The sequence below is a fragment of the Psychrobacter sp. 28M-43 genome, from assembly GCF_014770435.1.
Taxonomy (GTDB): domain Bacteria; phylum Pseudomonadota; class Gammaproteobacteria; order Pseudomonadales; family Moraxellaceae; genus Psychrobacter.
In genome coordinates this window covers 546,280-563,059 of record NZ_CP061739.1, presented here as the reverse complement: position 1 = coordinate 563,059, position 16,780 = coordinate 546,280, and the positions used below count along the sequence as shown (strand labels likewise).

The following is a 16,780-nucleotide window of genomic DNA, read 5'->3' as shown; positions in this document are numbered from 1 at the left end:
TTAGAAAAATCTACTGTAGCTGGAATAAATGTCACAATATTAAAAAGCCTCAAATAACCACAATATAAATAGGGTTATTGGAGGCTTTTTGTTTTATTAATGCTATAGTAAAGTCTCTACCGAAAATATGCCATCAAGGATGATGCCATGCCCCATCTTGATTTTAGCCAACCGCCCTTTGATGTACTGAGCTTAGCTGAGCGTCAAAGCATTAGGAAAAACACCCAAATACGCTACCTTGCCAAAAACGAAGGCTTGCCTGCAGAGGAACTGCAATGTCTGTATGTGGTCATCAAAGGGCAAATCGAGCAATCATTAGATGGTGAGTTTGTCGCGTCCTATGTAGGTAGCAATCACGCTGACGGTCTGAACAATAATGATTGGTTTGATAGTCGCCGCCTGCCTGAGTCACTTGCCAAGGATAATCAGCTAGAGCCTGAAAGTACGTCCATACAGCCCTATCAATTCCGAGCTAATGAAGAGACGTTACTGCTCCAAGTCGCTGGCACCGCTATTGATAAAATCAGCGCGCAAAATCATTTGGTACGGCAAATGCTATCAGACAAGCTGCCTGAACGATTAAAAGCATTGCGCCAACGACGTCATAATAAAACGCTAGATCCTGCCAGCTATACCAACCAACAAGAAGTACAGCAAATCATGCTGCAACCAGTGATAGATGTTCATCTATTACCAGTCCATATCGTCGATGCCAATGATAGCTTGTACGAAGCGGCCCGCATCATGACCAAAGCTGGATTGAAACATGTACTGGTCAGACCGCTACATGGCTTAGATAGTTTGGATGGCTTAGATGACTTAGATAGTTCAAATGATTTAGATAGCTCACAAACAGCGCAACTTGAGACAAGATTACTTTTAGGGATTTTGACCGATACTGATATCTGCCGCGCGGTGAGTGACAGACAAGATCCAGCTATTACTCCTTGCCAGCGCTATGCTAATTTTAATCTGCGAACCATCAAAGCCAGTGATGAGATTGGCGATGCGCTGCTGACCATGACTCGCTATCGTATTCATAGACTGCCAGTCATTGATAAGAGTGGCGATGTCGTCGGTGTGCTTGGGCAAAGCGATATGCTCGCTCACATAGGCCATCATTCACAGCTCATTAGTATTCAAATCGAACAGGCGCAGGACTTATCAAGCCTAGATACCGCTGTTGAGCTGATCGGTCGCTATATTCGAGCACAGCATCACAATGGTGTCAAAATCGGCAATATCAGTCGTATGGTACAGACGCTAAATGCGCAGGTATTTACCAAACTATGGCAGCTAATCGTACCTGATGAAGTGATGGCCAATACTTGCCTGATCGTTATGGGTTCAGAAGGGCGCGGTGAGCAAATTATGCGTACCGATCAAGACAACGCGCTCATCATTCGTGATGGCTATACGCATCCTGACCTAGCACAGTTTGCTGATACTTTTAATAGCCATTTAGCAACGCTTGGCTACCCACTGTGTGATGGCAATATTATGATGACCAATCCTATGTGGCGACAACCGCTCAAGCCATTCACTGCACAAATTAACCTATGGTTTAGAAATTCAGATCCGATGCATGGTATTTACTTGTCTGCGATACTAGATGCTGAATACGTCTGCGGCGATGAGTCACTGCTTACTCAAGTACGTCAGCACTTAGAACTTGCTCATCAACAAGCAGACCCTATGTTTGTCAGGCAGTTTGCCCGGGCAGCGCTACAGTTTGGCGATGTTAATCAATGGTGGCAAAAGTTTGTCCCTTTACTAGGTGGTAAATCAGCATCATCCGATATTGACCTAAAAAAAGCTGGTATCTTTCCCTTGGTGCATGGTGTCCGTACCTTAGCATTAGAGAACAATGTGCTCGATGTGCCTAGTACCAAAGCGCGTTTAAAGGCTCTGGTACAGGTTGATGCTATGACCCAAGAGCGCGCCGATACTTTGCTTGAAGCCTTAGAGTTTTTTATGGCGCAGCGCTTATCTGTGGCGCTCTCAACCGACGATAAGCATGCACGGCAAGTAGATCCAACGACTTTGACTGCACTTGAACGTGACCTACTCAAAGAGTGTCTGGCCGTGGTCAAAAGCTTTAAGAATCAATTGCGTCAACACTATCAGTTAGAAATCGCATAAATGTGGCAGTCTTAATACAGAGGCTCCATGGATAGAAAAATTCTATAAATACAAAAATAGCATATATGGATGAGCAACCGATATGAGCTGGTTACAGCAGTTATCTTGCGCTTGGCAAAAGACGCAATTGCAGCGTCCAGAGCTGGTCTCAATGTTTACGACACCTTCGGCTGAGCAGTGGGTGGCGATTGACTGCGAGATGACAGGACTGAACCCCAAGAAGCATCACCTGCTGTCTGTAGCAGCGATACATATTAATGGCAATACCATCGACACGGGTAATGGCATGCATTTGGTTTGCAGACCTCCTGTAATGCCAGACCGCGACACTATTGTTATTCATGGCTTGCGTACCGCCGATGTTGAGCATGGCATGAGTTACTATGACATGTTGGCACTGCTGCTACCATTCATAGGCAATCGACCAATCGTTGGATTCTGCACACAGCTAGACATGGCTTTTTTAAATCCTTTGGTCAAACGCTATATGGGAACCTCGCTACCAAACGAAGTCATAGATTTGCGTCATCTGTACAGTCGGCGTATCAGTGGTCACACCCAAGGGCTTTCTGGCCAAGCTCAACATCTGAATCGTATCCTAGCCCATTACAACATTCCTGAACTGGGCGCGCACGATGCTTATAACGATGCTGTCATGACGGCGATGGCTTTTTTGCATGTGCGTTAGCAGCAAACCATGCTCTCAGTTCAATCGATAGTTAGAGTTAGTTATCTCAATAAGGGCGTCGTTATCGCAAAGGAGTGTCCTCATTTCGAAAATGGTGATAAAAATGAAGTAAATGGCAGTCAAACAAGGAAAGGAGTACAGATAATATCGAGATATCAGCCAGCTACTTGACGCAGTTTGGCAAAGGTTTAGCCATTTTTAGCGCGTTTACAGTTTACTGCTCAGATTGATGACATGCCCTAAAATTGTACTGCTGACATCGTGTGCGAAAACAGCAACTCATGTTACCATAGGCTGTTTTTGCCACCTGATGAAAGATGCTCATGCGATACCCTTCTAAACGCCGTCATTACTCTACTGCTGCAACCAAAATCACCACGCTTTGTCGTCATTTGCGACCGCTAAACCAACCTAATAAACGTCTATCTAGGTTAGCGTTATTGGCAGCGGTTATAGTCGCACCGATACATGCACAAGCCGTGTTGCCAGCAGCCATTCAAAAAGCCTTGGCACGTGCCGACCTAACAGAAGCGGATATCAGCATCGTGATTACACCTGTAGGTAACAAGACTGCCAGCCGTCTGCCTACTCCTATTCAAGTCATTGATAGTGATGAACCTGACAGCCAATCTGCATCTACTATAGTATCTGAACACCCAGTTACTAACGCCTCTACGGATACAAGTACCAGCGATCCGAGCCATCAGAGCGCCTTAGTTACCATAGAGCAGCGCACCATTGAGAAGCACGAGCAAAAAATACATGCTTATACCGATGACCCTTATACTTATCAGAGCGTAGAGAGCATTCCAACGGTTATCCCTGACGAACCTCAGCATACACTTGATCAGAATGCCAAAGCCCAAGATACGGCAAGCAATAATAAAACCTCTATAAAGATTTCATTTTCGCCTTTGCTAGATCACCAGTCTGACATCCCTCGTACGCCTGCCAGCACCATGAAACTCGTGCCTAGCTTTATCGCTTTGGACACTTTAGGGGCAGATTTTGTGTGGCATACACGGGTTTATCACACAGGTATTGTCATCGGCAACCGTCTACATGGTGACTTGATTATTCAAGGAAGTGGCGACCCGAAAATGACCCACGAGCGCTTACAGCAGTTACTGTATAAAGTGCAAGCATCAGGTATTCGTCATATCGATGGTGACATCATCATCGACAGCGCAGTTTTTAACAATGTTAGTAAAGATCCTGCCGCCTTTGATAACTCACCGCTACGTCCCTATAACGCTAGCCCAGATGGGTTTTTGGTCAACTTTAGCACCATTGGTATCAAAACTCACCCTCAAGATAATGGTCAAGCAAGCGTGACCTATAAGCCGCGGTTAGCCAACTATCAGCTGCCTGCTACAATCAATACCCGTGCAGCCAGTTGTGGGCAAGCAAGCTATAGCCTAGCGCCGCAGTGGCAAAACACGCAGCTTGTGTTAAATGCCAGTCTGCCAGAGAGCTGCGGTGAGCATGTCTTTTACGTGGCATATCCCAATGCCAAAGAGTTTGCCGCACACGTTATCGCTGCCAAATGGCAAGCGCTGGGGAATACTTTGAGTGGGCAGGTAATTTCGCAAGAAACCCCTTACGATATGATCAAGACAATAAAACGAGCGCACGGACTTACGGCTATCGCGATGTCGCCTCTACCTATGGTCAGCTATCCGTCATTGAATTTAACGGAGCAGATCCATGACATTAATCACTTTTCGAACAATGTCATGGCTGAGCAAGTGGCGCTATCTATAGGCGCTTATGATAAAGAAAGGCTGACTCAAGCAGTACCTGCTAGCACAACTGCGACTAGTCCAAGCAGTCATGAAGCCAGTGCTAGTAACGAGATGGATAATAAAGTAGCGGCTGTTAAATCTAGTGGCAAAAAGGCTGATAGCTTATATCAGTTTGGCAAACCTGCTACAACAGATTACCCTGCAGCCTTACAAACCATCAATCAATGGTGGCAAACCAATCTCAGTACGCCGCCGCCCCATTTGACCAATGGCTCAGGACTTTGCCGTGAGTGTACTATCACCGCCGCCAACCTAAGCGAGCTACTGACTTATGCTTATAGTCGACCAAATTTTGAAGCCTATGTCGACTCGTTAGGGGTCGCTGGGGTTAGTGGCACTATTGCCGCCCACAGCGATCGCTTGCCTGAATCAGCAGCAACTGGTCGCGCATGGATAAAGACTGGCACGTTAAATAACGTCACCTCAATGGCAGGTTACGTCAAAGGGCTGTCAGGACAAGATTATGTTGTCGTCGGTATAATCAATACCGATCAAGCATTAAATCCTTATGCCGCGCGACCTGTGTTAGATGCCATGCTCGACTGGACAGCGCAGCGTTGATATTTTAATTAACGCTTTAAGTCGACTTATTATCAATAATCTATTTTTTACCTTTATAAAGGTTAGCTTATGTCACGCCAGACAACCAGTCTCAACAAACCTCAGACGCTTATACAAGTGCAGCCCAAACTGGCACGATATGTCGGTTTTTTTGCGATTGGATACACGCTCGCCAGTACCATATTTATGATGATACAGACCAAACTTGCGCTCAATCCACAATTGGTCATGGTGGTTTCTATTATCGTGGGTGCTTATATCGCTGTCAGTAAATTTATCAAACATCAGAAGCGAGCATTAGCGCGAGATGAGATTAATAAGTTGATGTTTGGTGGGGTTGTGATTGTCTGGATGCTGACGGTCATTTATTTTTCAGCCATCTGGTTTTGGCTGTTTGATACGATAAGCCGTGAGGTATTGTTTGAGATGGCAATGCAGCGTCCACTGCCCCTGCTTTCATCACTAATGCTAATGCTGGTTCTCACTCTAGTCAGTGCGCGAATCAGTCTATGGTCTATCAATCGATTATTAGACCCTATACGCAAATCAACGTAAGTACAAACCATCATCTACAAGGTGCTACAAAGTTTTCCCCTGCTAATGCGTAAAATCCGTTAGGCTAAGTTTAGGGTGTGTCATTATTTTAAGAATAGTACTAAAAATGAGACAAAGTAAGGCGCGCCCTAGTAAGTAGTATTTTAGCGATGACTTGTTTTACCTTTATAATAGGAGCGAACATTATGGACATGATCTTTTTTGACAACATAGACAAGCTTGGTCGTATTGTTTTGACGACTGTTATGGTTTACGTGTTGATCGTGACAGTTACCAAAGTCTCTGGCAAACGCTCAACATCGCAGCTCAACAACTTCGATTGGATCGTGACGGTCATGATCGGCTCGTTGGGTGCCAGTACAATTTTGCTCAAAGACATTCCCTTTGTTGAAGGGGTGTCGTCGATTTTAGTGCTGTACCTATTGCAATTTGTGGTGACCAAATATGCGTCTGTTTCACCGCAATTTAGTAACTTTATTTTATCAGAGCCGCGTATCGTTTTTTATCAAGGGCAGTTTTTGCCAGATGCCATGCGTGATGAGCGCTTGACGCGTCAAGAAATCGAATGTGCCATGCGTTCTGAAGGGATTAATAGTTTTGATGATGTCGAAGCTATTGTTTTTGAGTCTGATGCAAAATTGACTGTTATTCCAAAGCCAAGCCAAGCGGACGATCAAAGCGCAAGTAGCAACGTATCAGAGACGATTAACCCTCTGATGTAAATTGCAGACAATAAAGAACGAACGATACAACTATTAAGAACACGCTCTAGTAAGCTTGAATTCAATTATCGAGATGGTAAGCATTATGAAAGTAAGGATTTTGACCGTTGGCAATAAAATGCCTAGCTGGGTACAGACGGGTTTTGACGAATATTACAAACGCATTCAACCAATGCTAAGCACAGAAATTGTCGAAATTGCGGCAGCCAAGCGGGCGAAAAACCCTTCAGATGCCAATTTGGCGCAGTACCGTGAGCAGGAAGGTCAGGCTATATTAGCTGCTCATAATGCATCGAGCCGCGAGCAATTATGGGTATTAGATGTCAAAGGCAAGATGATTTCGACAGAAGGATTGGCTGATAAGCTCGCTGATGGCATGCTGCAAGGCGATGATATTGCCTTGGTCATTGGCGGTGCAGATGGTGTCTCGCCAGAAGTATTGGCAAAGGCCGATGCAAAATTATCACTATCAGCACTGACATTGCCGCATCCGCTAGTGCGCGTCGTACTTATGGAACAATTGTATCGCGCGATGAGTATCAACAACAACCACCCTTATCACCGTGGTAATTAAATAAAATACTGAGCTATTTTTTCGATTTAAAACATTGACCCTAAAGTAGATTGAAAAACTGGCGCACGCCCTAATAAATGCAACATGAAATATCCAAAACGTGCGACACCCAACGCCTCTAAGCCCTCTCATCAACGTGATGACCATCATAGTGTGCAGACGCCTATCACAGCGGCTGCCGCATGGGGAAATACATCTGATGTAGCGACGAATACATCTAAGCTACCAGCGCTCTTTATCTCGCATGGCGCACCTACGCTTGCAATTGAGCAGTCTGCGACGACCAGTGCACTGGCACGTATCGGTCAAAACTTACCTAAGCCACGTGCCATTGTCATTATGTCAGCGCATTGGCAGTCAGCAAAGCTAGAGATTAGCAGCAATCCACAGCCAAAGACGTGGCATGACTTTTCAGGATTTTCGCCTGAACTTTATGACATTCAGTATCCTGCTACAGGCCAGCCTGCACTGGCTGAGACACTTGCTCAGCAGCTGACCGCACGTGGCATTACTTGTAGTGTCAACCCAGTACGTGCCTGTGATCATGGTGTGTGGGCGCCGCTTAGACATCTGTATCCAGAAGCCGATGTGCCTATCATACAGATATCACTACCACAGCATTATGACAGTATTGCCTGCTATCAGTTAGGGGCACAGTTAGCACATCTACGTGATGAGCAAATTCTCGTCATTGGCTCAGGTAACATTACGCATAATTTGCAAGCATTGCGCTGGGAAGCCGACAGCATCGATCAAGCAGCCAAAGCGTTTAAACAATGGTTGTTGCAGCAACTCAAAATAGATATCCCCACGGCGCTCGACTGGCAGCAGTACCCAAATTATAAGGACATTCATCCAAGTGATGAGCACTTGCTACCGCTGTTTTTTGCATTAGGTACTGGTCAACGCATCTCTGTCGTTCATCAAAGTATGGCTCATCATAGTTTGGGTATGGATATTTATCGCTTTGATTGAGTGTTATTAATCCAAACTATAGCTTAACCCTACTTCTCAAAAGCGTGTTTGGTAAATAAACCTGCACGCTCCATCTCGCCCGCCACACTGAATAATGTCGCTTCATCATTCATACGCCCGATTAACTGCATACCAATTGGCAGACCCTTTTTGCTCATACCAACGGGTACTGACATCGCGGGTAACCCCGTAACATTACCCAATAACGTAAAACCCATCTTACCTAATACAGGTGCGCTGAGCTTTTCTATCATGCCTGAGCTAAAGGCATATCTACCCATATTAAAGCCCTTGTTAAGCACCTCGGTGCTACGCATCATCATCTCATCCATACGACTGGGCGGTAGTACACCATGCTTTACCGCAGGCGTAGGTACAGTCGGGCACAAAATCATATCGTAGTCTTCTAGCAATAGACCCGTCTGATACTGGCTATGATGCCAGCCATGTTTGGCGTGTGCTAAATCAACCGCTGACAATGAGCGCCCAAGCAGTGCCATATTATAAGTTTGCGGTTCTAAGTTTTTGACGTGATCAGCACCAAACTCACGCTCGATATTATCAATCGTAAATGCTGTATGCGCGCAGACTACAACGATAAAGTCATGCCAAAACTGCTCGATATTGATTTTTGGCTCGGCTAGTACTACTTCATGACCCATAGACTCTAATTGCTTAGCTGTTTGCTCAAGTACCGCCAGCACTTCTTTGTCCACTGTCGTATTGGCTATCAAAGGCTGCTGATGCAAAGCGATTTTTAGCTTTCGCGGTGCACGCATTGCCGCTTGCAAAAAAGTACCGTCTGGTGGAGCTATAACATAAGGCGCTCCAATCTCTGCTCCACTAATAGCATCTAGCATCGCTGCACTATCGCGTACTGAACGCGTAATCACATGGTCAGCGACTGCGCCCTCCCAGCCTTCACCAAGATTAGGGCCCATTGGATTACGTCCACGGCTTGGCTTTAACCCAAACGTACCGCACCAAGCAGATGGAAAACGTATCGAGCCGCCACCATCACCGCCGCCTGCCATCGGTACAATACCGCTCGCAACTGCTGCTGCACTACCACCTGACGAGCCGCCAGAACTGTAGCCTTTTTTAAAAGGATTGTGAGTAGCACCATGCGCTTTTGGCTCAGTGGTGATAATCAGACCAAACTCAGGCGTATTAGTCTTGCCGAAGGTATTAACGCCTGTCGCTTTCATCCGTTTGACGATTTCGCTGTCTTTTTCCGAAATGATATTGACGCTGCGACTGCCCATCGTAATGGGTTCGTCGGCGAAGCTAAATGATAAATCTTTTAGCAGATACGGCACGCCAGTAAATACACCTGAAGGTAAACCTGCCTGCGCAGCATTGTAAGCACGCTCATCAAATCGATGTACAATGGCATTTAGCTTAGGGTTGATTTGATTGGCTTGATGGACAGCAGCGTCTAGTAATTCCTTTGCGCTGACCTCACCTGAATTGACTAATGCTGCTAAGCCGAGCCCATCATACTGAGTATATTCTTTAAACATAACTAACCTTCCTTGGAGAGTAATTTTATTAAGACTATGTAGCACGCATACTTTCTAAAACTAATGACTATTTTTTCATAAACTCCTGTCAGTTTAGTATAAAAAACCGTGCCTGATATTTGATAAACGGACTCGTTAGTCATCTGGTCGATTTCGCTAGTTAGTAAGCTAGTATACGAATCTACACTTCGCGCCCTAGAGCATATTGAACAATAAGAGCTTACTTCTAAACCCACAATTTATAAAAGCATTATTAAGTTTCTTCCATAAAAAAACGAGCCAATTTCATGACTCGCTTTTTCGTTATCAACTTAACAATTAATCCTACATCAATAGTTCACGCTTGCCACTTTTGCCCATCGAGCTGACCAATCCAGCTTCTTCCATAGAGTCGACAATACGAGCGGCACGGTTATAGCCGATACTAAATTTACGCTGAATGCTTGAGGCAGACACCTTACGTGTTTCCATGATAAAGGCCACGGCATCATCATATAAATCATCATCTTCACCAGAGGCATTGGCTGTACTACCACCGCCTGGGCTAGACAATTCAAAGTTGCCTGCCATATTATCAATATAATCAGGCGCGCCGCGCTCACGCCACGCATCACAGACACGATTGACTTCTTCGTCACTGACGTAGGCACCATGTACACGATCCGGCTCAATCTGCCCTGGCCCTAAGAACAACATATCGCCGTTACCCAGCATGTCCTCAGCACCGCCACTATCTAGAATCGTACGTGAATCGACTTTTGAGTTGACTCGTAGTGCTGCACGCACTGGAATGTTGGCTTTAATCAGGCCTGTAATAACATCTACTGATGGACGCTGAGTCGCTAGCATTAAATGAATACCAGCAGCACGCGATTTTTGCGCCAAACGTGTGATGAGCTCTTCGGCCTGTTTACCAACCTGCATAATCATATCAGCAAACTCATCCGCGACAATGACAATCATTGGTAAGGTTTTTAGCTTGGGTGCTTGGCTAATACTTACGCTGTCATTTGGACGCCATAGAGGATCGAGCATGGGATTACCTGATTTTTCCGCCGCGATGACCTTCTTGTTGAACTCATTGAGCTTACGAACCTTTAGCAAGCTCATTAGCTGATAGCGACGTTCCATCTCCGCCACACACCATGACAAGGCACTGGCCGCTTCCGTCATATCGGTGACTACTGGCGTTAGTAAATGCGGAATATCGTTATAGTTGGCAAGCTCTAACTGCTTTGGATCAATCAAAATAAGACGAAGCTCATTGGGCGTATATTTGAGTAGCATCGATAGTAGCATCGAGTTGACCAATACTGACTTACCAGAGCCCGTGGTACCAGCAACCAGCATATGCGGCGCACGTGCAAGGTCAGTAATGATTGGATTACCACCGATGTCTTTACCCATCGCCATGCTAATCTGCGCTTTCGGGTCTTTGAACGTTTCAGTATTGAGCAATTCAATCAAACGTACCATTTCACGTTTCTTGTTCGGCACTTCGATACCGATGTACGGTTTACCCGGAATCACTTCGACCACACGCAAAGACGCCATGGAGAGTGAGCGCGCCAAGTCACGCGAAATCCCTGTCACCTTACTGGCTTTGACACCAGCCGCCAGCTCCACTTCAAAACGAGTGACCACAGGCCCTGGAATCGCATTGACCACCGAGGCTTTGACATTGAATTCTTGTAGTTTAATTTCCAATAACTCAGACAATTGCTCAAGCTCAGCAATCGTATAACTGGGCTTGCGGTCAGGATCAGGCTTGTCTAATATCGACACCTCTGGAATAGGCGTTAGACTGCTGCGATAAGCGGCGGTTTGCATCGAGCGTGACTTTTGGCTAAAGGCTGCATCATCACTGATATGCGGCATAACTGGCACAGTCATATCGTCAGAAAGACTGTCATCGTCTGGCATCATATCAGTGATATGGTTGCTGCTATCTCCTTCTGGAACAGCAAAACTGACGGATGGTTTGGCAGGCGTTATAGGTTGCATGCTAGCAACAGGACTGGCCGCCTCCACAGTAGGTGCTGCTTTTGGATTGGCAGGAGGCGTATTGGTTGGTGTCATGTCTGAAACGTCTGACAAATCTGACAAATCTGACAATGCAGGCTCAGTCTCTACTGTTACCGGAGCAACTTCAGGCTCAGAGACTACTGCTGTCTTTTCAGTATGTGGCAACTCTACAGGCGTATCAGACAGTTGATTGGCTGAATCCTGTACAAAACTAATAGGCTCTTCTACGATAGGTTCTGGAGTCTTCTCTTGCACTACCAGCTCAGCTGCTACAGTTTCCTGAATAGGCGTAGAGTCTTCAGACGTTCCTACGATAGACTCTGTAGGTTCTGATATATCAGCATGCTCTGCCAACCATGCTTCTGCCAACTTATCTACTTCTGCAGTCTCATTTGTCGCAGAGATTTTAGGCTCAGCAGGTTCAATGAGTGGCTGACTGGCTAAATCGCTATGCACTGACTCAAAAATTGATGACTGAGCTAATGATTCTTTATCATGTATATCTGGTTGAGCAACCGCTTCCATCGTTGTAGTCGTCACAGTAGTAGGCACTGATTTCTCTAACGATGCTGTGGCACTAGTACCCGTTTGGGAATAGTTAGGTACAGGCATAGCCGAACTGTCCGTGCTATTGGCACTGTAAGCCATCTGCTCACTTGCTAGTAAGTCATCGACCGTATTGGCATCATTCCATGCAAAGCTTGGCTCAACTTTGCGAGCAACAGGTGCGGTCAAGTTTGAAACTAATGGCTGGACTGTACTATTAACCGTATTATCAGTAGAGTTATTAAGCGAGCCTGTATCGGTATCTACCTGCTCACCTTTTGAGCTATTAGGTGTCGCCGCTGCTTTTGCTGCGATAACGGAGGCTTTGACACTATCTGCCAATCCTGATGTTGCCAAAAAGTCTGACAATACACTACCGAAACGTCCGCTACTGCTGACGTCTTGAGTACCGCTAGTATTTTCAGCAGACTGTAACTCAAGTGGCAGCTGCTCATGCTCTACTTTTTTATCTACCGACTCATCTAAGTTTTGGCTATCACCTTGTAATGCAATACTCGGTTCAGTAGCGTCGATAGTATCCTGACTTTTTACACCTGAGCCAAGCCATGATAGTGCACGAACCTTTTGATATATCGTCATCCAATGGATATTAAAGGCAAACGTAGCAGTAATCACAACGAATACTGCCAAGAAAACCACACTCCCCCACTGCGATAGCAGCTGTGCCAAACGCGCCTGTAACTCTAGCCCGATGATACCACCAGCGACACCTTCGAGGCCGATTGCGTCAGGGTTCGTGACTTGCTGAACTAAAGAGACCAATTGTGCAAATAATGCGCTAGCACTTAATAGCAAAAACACATAAGCGACCAATCGCATGAGCCAAAACGTTGGCTTGTTTTCCCACCAAATCAAGATAGATTCATAAACCACAAATGCCAAAAACCACCAAGCACCAAACCCAAAAAAGCTATAAAGCAAATCGGATAACCATGCGCCTGCCTCGCCGCCCATATTATTAATCGTGGTCATATCACTACTGATGTGCGACCAGCTAGGATCGTTGCCTGTATAAGTCATCAAAATGACAAACAGATAAACGGCCAGTATTAACCCAAGGAGGGTAAACATTCCCTTTTTTAAATACTCAATAAGCGGTGCTGATATCACGTAAGATCTGCCTTGTTATTAATACTAAATGGTCGCCAATGCATGACTAAGCCTAATCATGCTGACATAAAGTGTTGACATAAATGTACCGAGCGAAGTGTTTGTTTGGCATGTGCCGATCATAGAGCCTTAAAACAACCGTTATCGCTTGGCTCCTACTACACTTGGCATAACTTCTTATAATAACAAATACATAGGTGCAGTGGCGACAGTCTTATCAAGAAAGCGTGTAAGAAAGTGAATCAGTAGACACTTTGCGTAAGAAAACAGCTGGTTAGCGAAACAATAGTGGCAAAACATGGCTAACTGTACTGCCTAAATTCTATAAAATAGTCTCTGTTTTTGCACTTATGTTCCAAAGTTATTTATTCTTTGATTCTAATGATACCTGTGTTTGTTTTAGCAAACTTGCACTTTGTGCGCTGTGCCCTTATGTTATTATCACACAGCAATTAGAAGAAGCATATTCGTAGTCACTTTTGATATTCCTCTTTTATTATATTTATAACTTACATTTTTAATTCGTATATTTAGCAAGGAACAACTCATGGCAACTGACACTACTGCTCCACGTCACGAAAAGCTCATTATTTTAGGATCAGGCCCTGCTGGCTACTCTGCCGCAGTCTATGCAGCACGCGCTAACCTTAAGCCAGTTATGGTTACTGGTATGGAAGTCGGTGGACAATTAACCACCACTACCGAAGTCGACAACTGGCCAGGTGATGCGCATGATTTGACAGGTCCTGCACTGATGGAACGGATGAAAGCGCATGCAGAGCGCTTCGGTACTGAATTGGTCTACGATCACATCAACGAAGTAAACCTAAACGAGCGTCCTTTTCAATTGACAGGTAACAACGGTAGCTATACTTGTGATGCACTCATTATCTCAACTGGTGCCTCTGCACAGTACTTGGGGCTAGAATCAGAAACCAAGTTCAGAGGTCTTGGTGTATCAGCCTGTGCCACTTGTGATGGTTTCTTTTATAAGAACCAAAAAGTTGCGGTGATTGGTGGTGGTAATACAGCGGTTGAAGAAGCTTTGTACTTATCTAACATTGCGTCTGAAGTGACCTTAGTGCATCGCCGTGACAGCCTACGCTCTGAAAAAATCCTACAAGACAAGCTATTTGAAAAAGCCAAAAATGGTAATGTCAAAATCGAATGGAACCATCAAGTAAAAGAAGTGGTCGGTGATGACATGGGCGTCAATGGCGTCGTTATCGAATCTATGATTGATGGCAGTACCAAACAACTAGATACAATGGGTATGTTTGTCGCTATTGGTCATAAGCCAAATACTGACTTGTTCAAAGGTCAGTTGGATATGAAAGATGGCTATCTAATCGTTAATAGTGGCTTGAATGGTAATGCTACTCAGACCAGTATTGAAGGTGTGTTTGCCGCAGGTGACGTAGCTGATCATGTTTACCGCCAAGCTATCACTTCTGCTGGCACTGGCTGTATGGCTGCGTTGGATGCTGAAAAGTACTTGGATGCATTGGGCGAAACCGTCGCTCGTGACCACACTTACGATTCAACCCTAACTGCAGATAAAGAAGCCTAAATGTGCAACTTTACTCAACAGAACAATAAACACATTACGCCTGAGACTTTAAAAAGTCTTGGGCGTTATGACTTTCCTGATCCCATTTCTATCGATCCTGATGGTATTGGTATCGTCGCTATTGGCGGTGACCTAGCACCTGAAACGCTAATATCAGCCTATGCTCAGGGGCTATTTCCTTGGTTTAACGAAGATGAGCCTATTGCTTGGTGGTGTCCCGAGCCGCGTTGTGTGATCATCCCCTCTGCCTATCAACCAAGCAAGTCTCTACGCAAGCAAGCAAATCGCGAACGTTGGCAAGTGACGCTTAATCAAGCTTTTGACGATGTCATACATGCCTGTAGCTTACCGCGTAGCGATGGCCTTAATGACAATCAGCCTGAAGGTGAGCATACTTGGATTCATGATGAGATGATCGAAGCTTATACCAAACTGCATGCGCAAGGCTTTGCTCATAGCATAGAAGTTTGGGACGAAGCAGGTCAACTGATTGGCGGATTGTACGGGTTAAAAATAAACGGCATCTATTTTGGTGAATCAATGTTTCATCGAGCGTCTAATGCATCAAAGCTAGCGTTTTGGGGTCTGATGCGCCTATGTGAGCAAAGTGATGTCGCACTCGTTGACTGTCAGCTACCGAATGATCATTTGATGAGCTTAGGTGCGACTACCTTACCGCGTGCTGACTTTCTAACTCAGTTAGACAACTTGATAGGCAGCCAGTCTGTGCCATGGCAAAAGCACTCTCATAAACCGTTAGCCGTATCGCTACTGGATAGCGAATCGCCGTGGCAACTAGAGTTATGATTATCATAGCGAAAAAATAAGAGGTTATTATGGCACTTGATACATCGTTTCTATTGATTGGAGAGCTAGCAGCAAAGGCCAATACGACCAAAGATACGGTTCGCCATTACGAGCAATTAGGCCTGCTAAAATCTCGCAAGCGTCAGGCAGGCTCACGTTTATATACCGAATTTCATCCAGAGTGTATCGAACGCATAGAGCTGATCAAAAGTGCGCAAGCTATTGGCTTCACCCTTACTGAAATCAAAAACAGCTTAAATGATTATTATGATGGTCACTTGGATATTGATTCGCAGCTTTTACTCACTCAGCAAAAATTAGAACAAGTTAAAAAACAACAAGCTAATATCAGCATAATGGTTGAGCTACTGAGCGAACGCTTGGATATTTTAGGTCGAATGAAAGCAGATAGTGATTATCAGCTTGATGTAGAAGTCTGTAAAAAGAAAATTCCTTTGCAATAAAGCTTAAATCTTAAATCTTAGTTAATTCTGTTTTTATATCGTAGCCGTTATAGCCACCTTAACTAGAATTACTTATTTTTTATTAAGATTTATTTTCTTCGTTAAATATAAGTATGCTGCATGATTAATGCATCGACTGCTGGTTTATGTGGCATTTTATAATAGCCTTTGCGCTTATGAATAATATTGAATGCCTGTTGCTCGTATAACGCTATCGCCGCTGTATTGTCTGCACGTACTTCTAACAAAAGACTCTCTACCTGATTGAGCTGTAACAGTTCATGCAGTTTATTCAATACCTGCGAAGCAATGCCTTGTCGTTGGTGCTCTGGATCAGTTCCGATACGCAACACCTCTGCTTGCTCAAAAGTCATTTGATATAAGCAATAGCCAACTATCTCACGATGAGAGACATCCTCCTCTTTCGCTTGATCGTAAGCAATCAGCAGACGAATACTGTCTTGTTCAAGTAATTCAGTCAATGCTCTCTGATTCCAAGCATCATCTGGTTGCACTATGGTTTCTATATTGGCAACAGTTTGAATGACATTTTCGAGTTCTACTGCATTCGTTGGTAGTGCTTCTATCGCAAACATGATGTTCCTTTTACGCTTATTGTTAGGCTGTTTTTATTATTATATTACGCTTAGATAATACATGTAGAGCTTGCCACACGCTTATTTATGTAGTCC

The 16,780-nt window shown here is 44.8% G+C and carries 13 protein-coding genes; 10 read left to right on the top strand and 3 right to left on the bottom strand.

All coding sequences use genetic code 11. The features are described from left to right. Window positions 1-147: 147 nt before the first annotated feature. The 7 genes from IEE84_RS02360 (at window position 148) to IEE84_RS02330 (ending at window position 8,022) form a co-directional block, all read left to right on the top strand. Window positions 148-2,142 (top strand): DUF294 nucleotidyltransferase-like domain-containing protein, encoded by a 1,995-nt coding sequence (locus IEE84_RS02360; protein WP_191114756.1) that lies wholly within the window; start codon window positions 148-150, stop codon window positions 2,140-2,142. Between the two features lie 82 nt (window positions 2,143-2,224). Then, the gene (locus IEE84_RS02355) at window positions 2,225-2,830 is read left to right on the top strand and encodes a 3'-5' exonuclease (protein ID WP_191114755.1); all 606 of its coding nucleotides are present in this window, start codon (window positions 2,225-2,227) and stop codon (window positions 2,828-2,830) included. A gap of 323 nt (window positions 2,831-3,153) precedes the next feature. Beyond that, the gene (locus tag IEE84_RS02350; RefSeq protein WP_191114754.1) at window positions 3,154-5,196 is read left to right on the top strand and encodes a D-alanyl-D-alanine carboxypeptidase/D-alanyl-D-alanine-endopeptidase; all 2,043 of its coding nucleotides are present in this window, start codon (window positions 3,154-3,156) and stop codon (window positions 5,194-5,196) included. A gap of 69 nt (window positions 5,197-5,265) precedes the next feature. Continuing rightward, window positions 5,266-5,751, top strand: a complete 486-nt coding sequence (locus IEE84_RS02345; protein ID WP_191114753.1) for an ABZJ_00895 family protein — start codon at window positions 5,266-5,268, stop codon at window positions 5,749-5,751. A gap of 185 nt (window positions 5,752-5,936) precedes the next feature. After that, entirely contained in the window at window positions 5,937-6,473 is a 537-nt protein-coding gene (locus IEE84_RS02340) for a DUF421 domain-containing protein (protein WP_102094292.1), read from the top strand. Window positions 6,474-6,558: 85 nt separating this feature from the next. Further along, window positions 6,559-7,047, top strand: coding sequence for a 23S rRNA (pseudouridine(1915)-N(3))-methyltransferase RlmH (gene rlmH, locus IEE84_RS02335; RefSeq protein ID WP_057758501.1), 489 nt, complete (start codon window positions 6,559-6,561; stop codon window positions 7,045-7,047). 84 nt (window positions 7,048-7,131) lie between these two features. Continuing rightward, on the top strand, window positions 7,132-8,022 hold the full coding sequence (locus IEE84_RS02330) for a DODA-type extradiol aromatic ring-opening family dioxygenase (RefSeq protein ID WP_191114752.1): 891 nt from the start codon (window positions 7,132-7,134) through the stop codon (window positions 8,020-8,022). Between the two features lie 29 nt (window positions 8,023-8,051). On the opposite strand, the gene IEE84_RS02325 is transcribed toward IEE84_RS02330, so the two are convergent. Together IEE84_RS02325 and IEE84_RS02320 are read right to left on the bottom strand one after the other, a co-directional pair. Beyond that, window positions 8,052-9,545: an amidase gene (locus tag IEE84_RS02325; RefSeq protein ID WP_191114751.1), complete on the bottom strand. Its 1,494-nt coding sequence runs from the start codon at window positions 9,543-9,545 to the stop codon at window positions 8,052-8,054. A 324-nt stretch (window positions 9,546-9,869) separates the two neighbouring features. Continuing rightward, the gene (locus IEE84_RS02320; RefSeq protein ID WP_191114750.1) at window positions 9,870-13,247 is read right to left on the bottom strand and encodes a DNA translocase FtsK; all 3,378 of its coding nucleotides are present in this window, start codon (window positions 13,245-13,247) and stop codon (window positions 9,870-9,872) included. 547 nt (window positions 13,248-13,794) lie between these two features. Between IEE84_RS02320 and trxB the strand changes: the two genes are divergently transcribed. The 3 genes from trxB to IEE84_RS02305 are packed head-to-tail and all read left to right on the top strand — an operon-like array spanning window position 13,795 to window position 16,088. Further along, window positions 13,795-14,817, top strand: coding sequence for a thioredoxin-disulfide reductase (gene trxB / locus IEE84_RS02315; protein ID WP_057758497.1), 1,023 nt, complete (start codon window positions 13,795-13,797; stop codon window positions 14,815-14,817). Then, window positions 14,818-15,624, top strand: coding sequence for a leucyl/phenylalanyl-tRNA--protein transferase (gene aat / locus IEE84_RS02310; protein WP_191114749.1), 807 nt, complete (start codon window positions 14,818-14,820; stop codon window positions 15,622-15,624). It begins immediately after the preceding gene. 29 nt (window positions 15,625-15,653) lie between these two features. Beyond that, a complete protein-coding gene (locus IEE84_RS02305) occupies window positions 15,654-16,088 on the top strand; it encodes a MerR family transcriptional regulator (RefSeq protein ID WP_057758493.1) in 435 nt (144 codons plus the stop codon). Between the two features lie 101 nt (window positions 16,089-16,189). Here IEE84_RS02305 and rimI read toward each other — a convergent pair whose 3' ends face one another. After that, on the bottom strand, window positions 16,190-16,684 hold the full coding sequence (gene rimI / locus IEE84_RS02300; RefSeq protein ID WP_191114748.1) for a ribosomal protein S18-alanine N-acetyltransferase: 495 nt from the start codon (window positions 16,682-16,684) through the stop codon (window positions 16,190-16,192). Between the last annotated feature and the right edge of the window lie 96 nt (window positions 16,685-16,780).

Bases quoted from the DNA above. Each gene is read 5' to 3' on its own strand.
- IEE84_RS02360 (WP_191114756.1), top strand. From the start codon at position 148: ATGCCCCATCTTGATTTTAGCCAACCGCCCTTTGATGTACTGAGCTTA.
- IEE84_RS02355 (WP_191114755.1), top strand. From the start codon at position 2,225: ATGAGCTGGTTACAGCAGTTATCTTGCGCTTGGCAAAAGACGCAATTG.
- IEE84_RS02350 (WP_191114754.1), top strand. From the start codon at position 3,154: ATGCGATACCCTTCTAAACGCCGTCATTACTCTACTGCTGCAACCAAA.
- IEE84_RS02345 (WP_191114753.1), top strand. From the start codon at position 5,266: ATGTCACGCCAGACAACCAGTCTCAACAAACCTCAGACGCTTATACAA.
- IEE84_RS02340 (WP_102094292.1), top strand. From the start codon at position 5,937: ATGGACATGATCTTTTTTGACAACATAGACAAGCTTGGTCGTATTGTT.
- rlmH (WP_057758501.1), top strand. From the start codon at position 6,559: ATGAAAGTAAGGATTTTGACCGTTGGCAATAAAATGCCTAGCTGGGTA.
- IEE84_RS02330 (WP_191114752.1), top strand. From the start codon at position 7,132: ATGAAATATCCAAAACGTGCGACACCCAACGCCTCTAAGCCCTCTCAT.
- IEE84_RS02325 (WP_191114751.1), bottom strand. From the start codon at position 9,545: ATGTTTAAAGAATATACTCAGTATGATGGGCTCGGCTTAGCAGCATTA.
- trxB (WP_057758497.1), top strand. From the start codon at position 13,795: ATGGCAACTGACACTACTGCTCCACGTCACGAAAAGCTCATTATTTTA.
- aat (WP_191114749.1), top strand. From the start codon at position 14,818: ATGTGCAACTTTACTCAACAGAACAATAAACACATTACGCCTGAGACT.
- IEE84_RS02305 (WP_057758493.1), top strand. From the start codon at position 15,654: ATGGCACTTGATACATCGTTTCTATTGATTGGAGAGCTAGCAGCAAAG.
- rimI (WP_191114748.1), bottom strand. From the start codon at position 16,684: ATGTTTGCGATAGAAGCACTACCAACGAATGCAGTAGAACTCGAAAAT.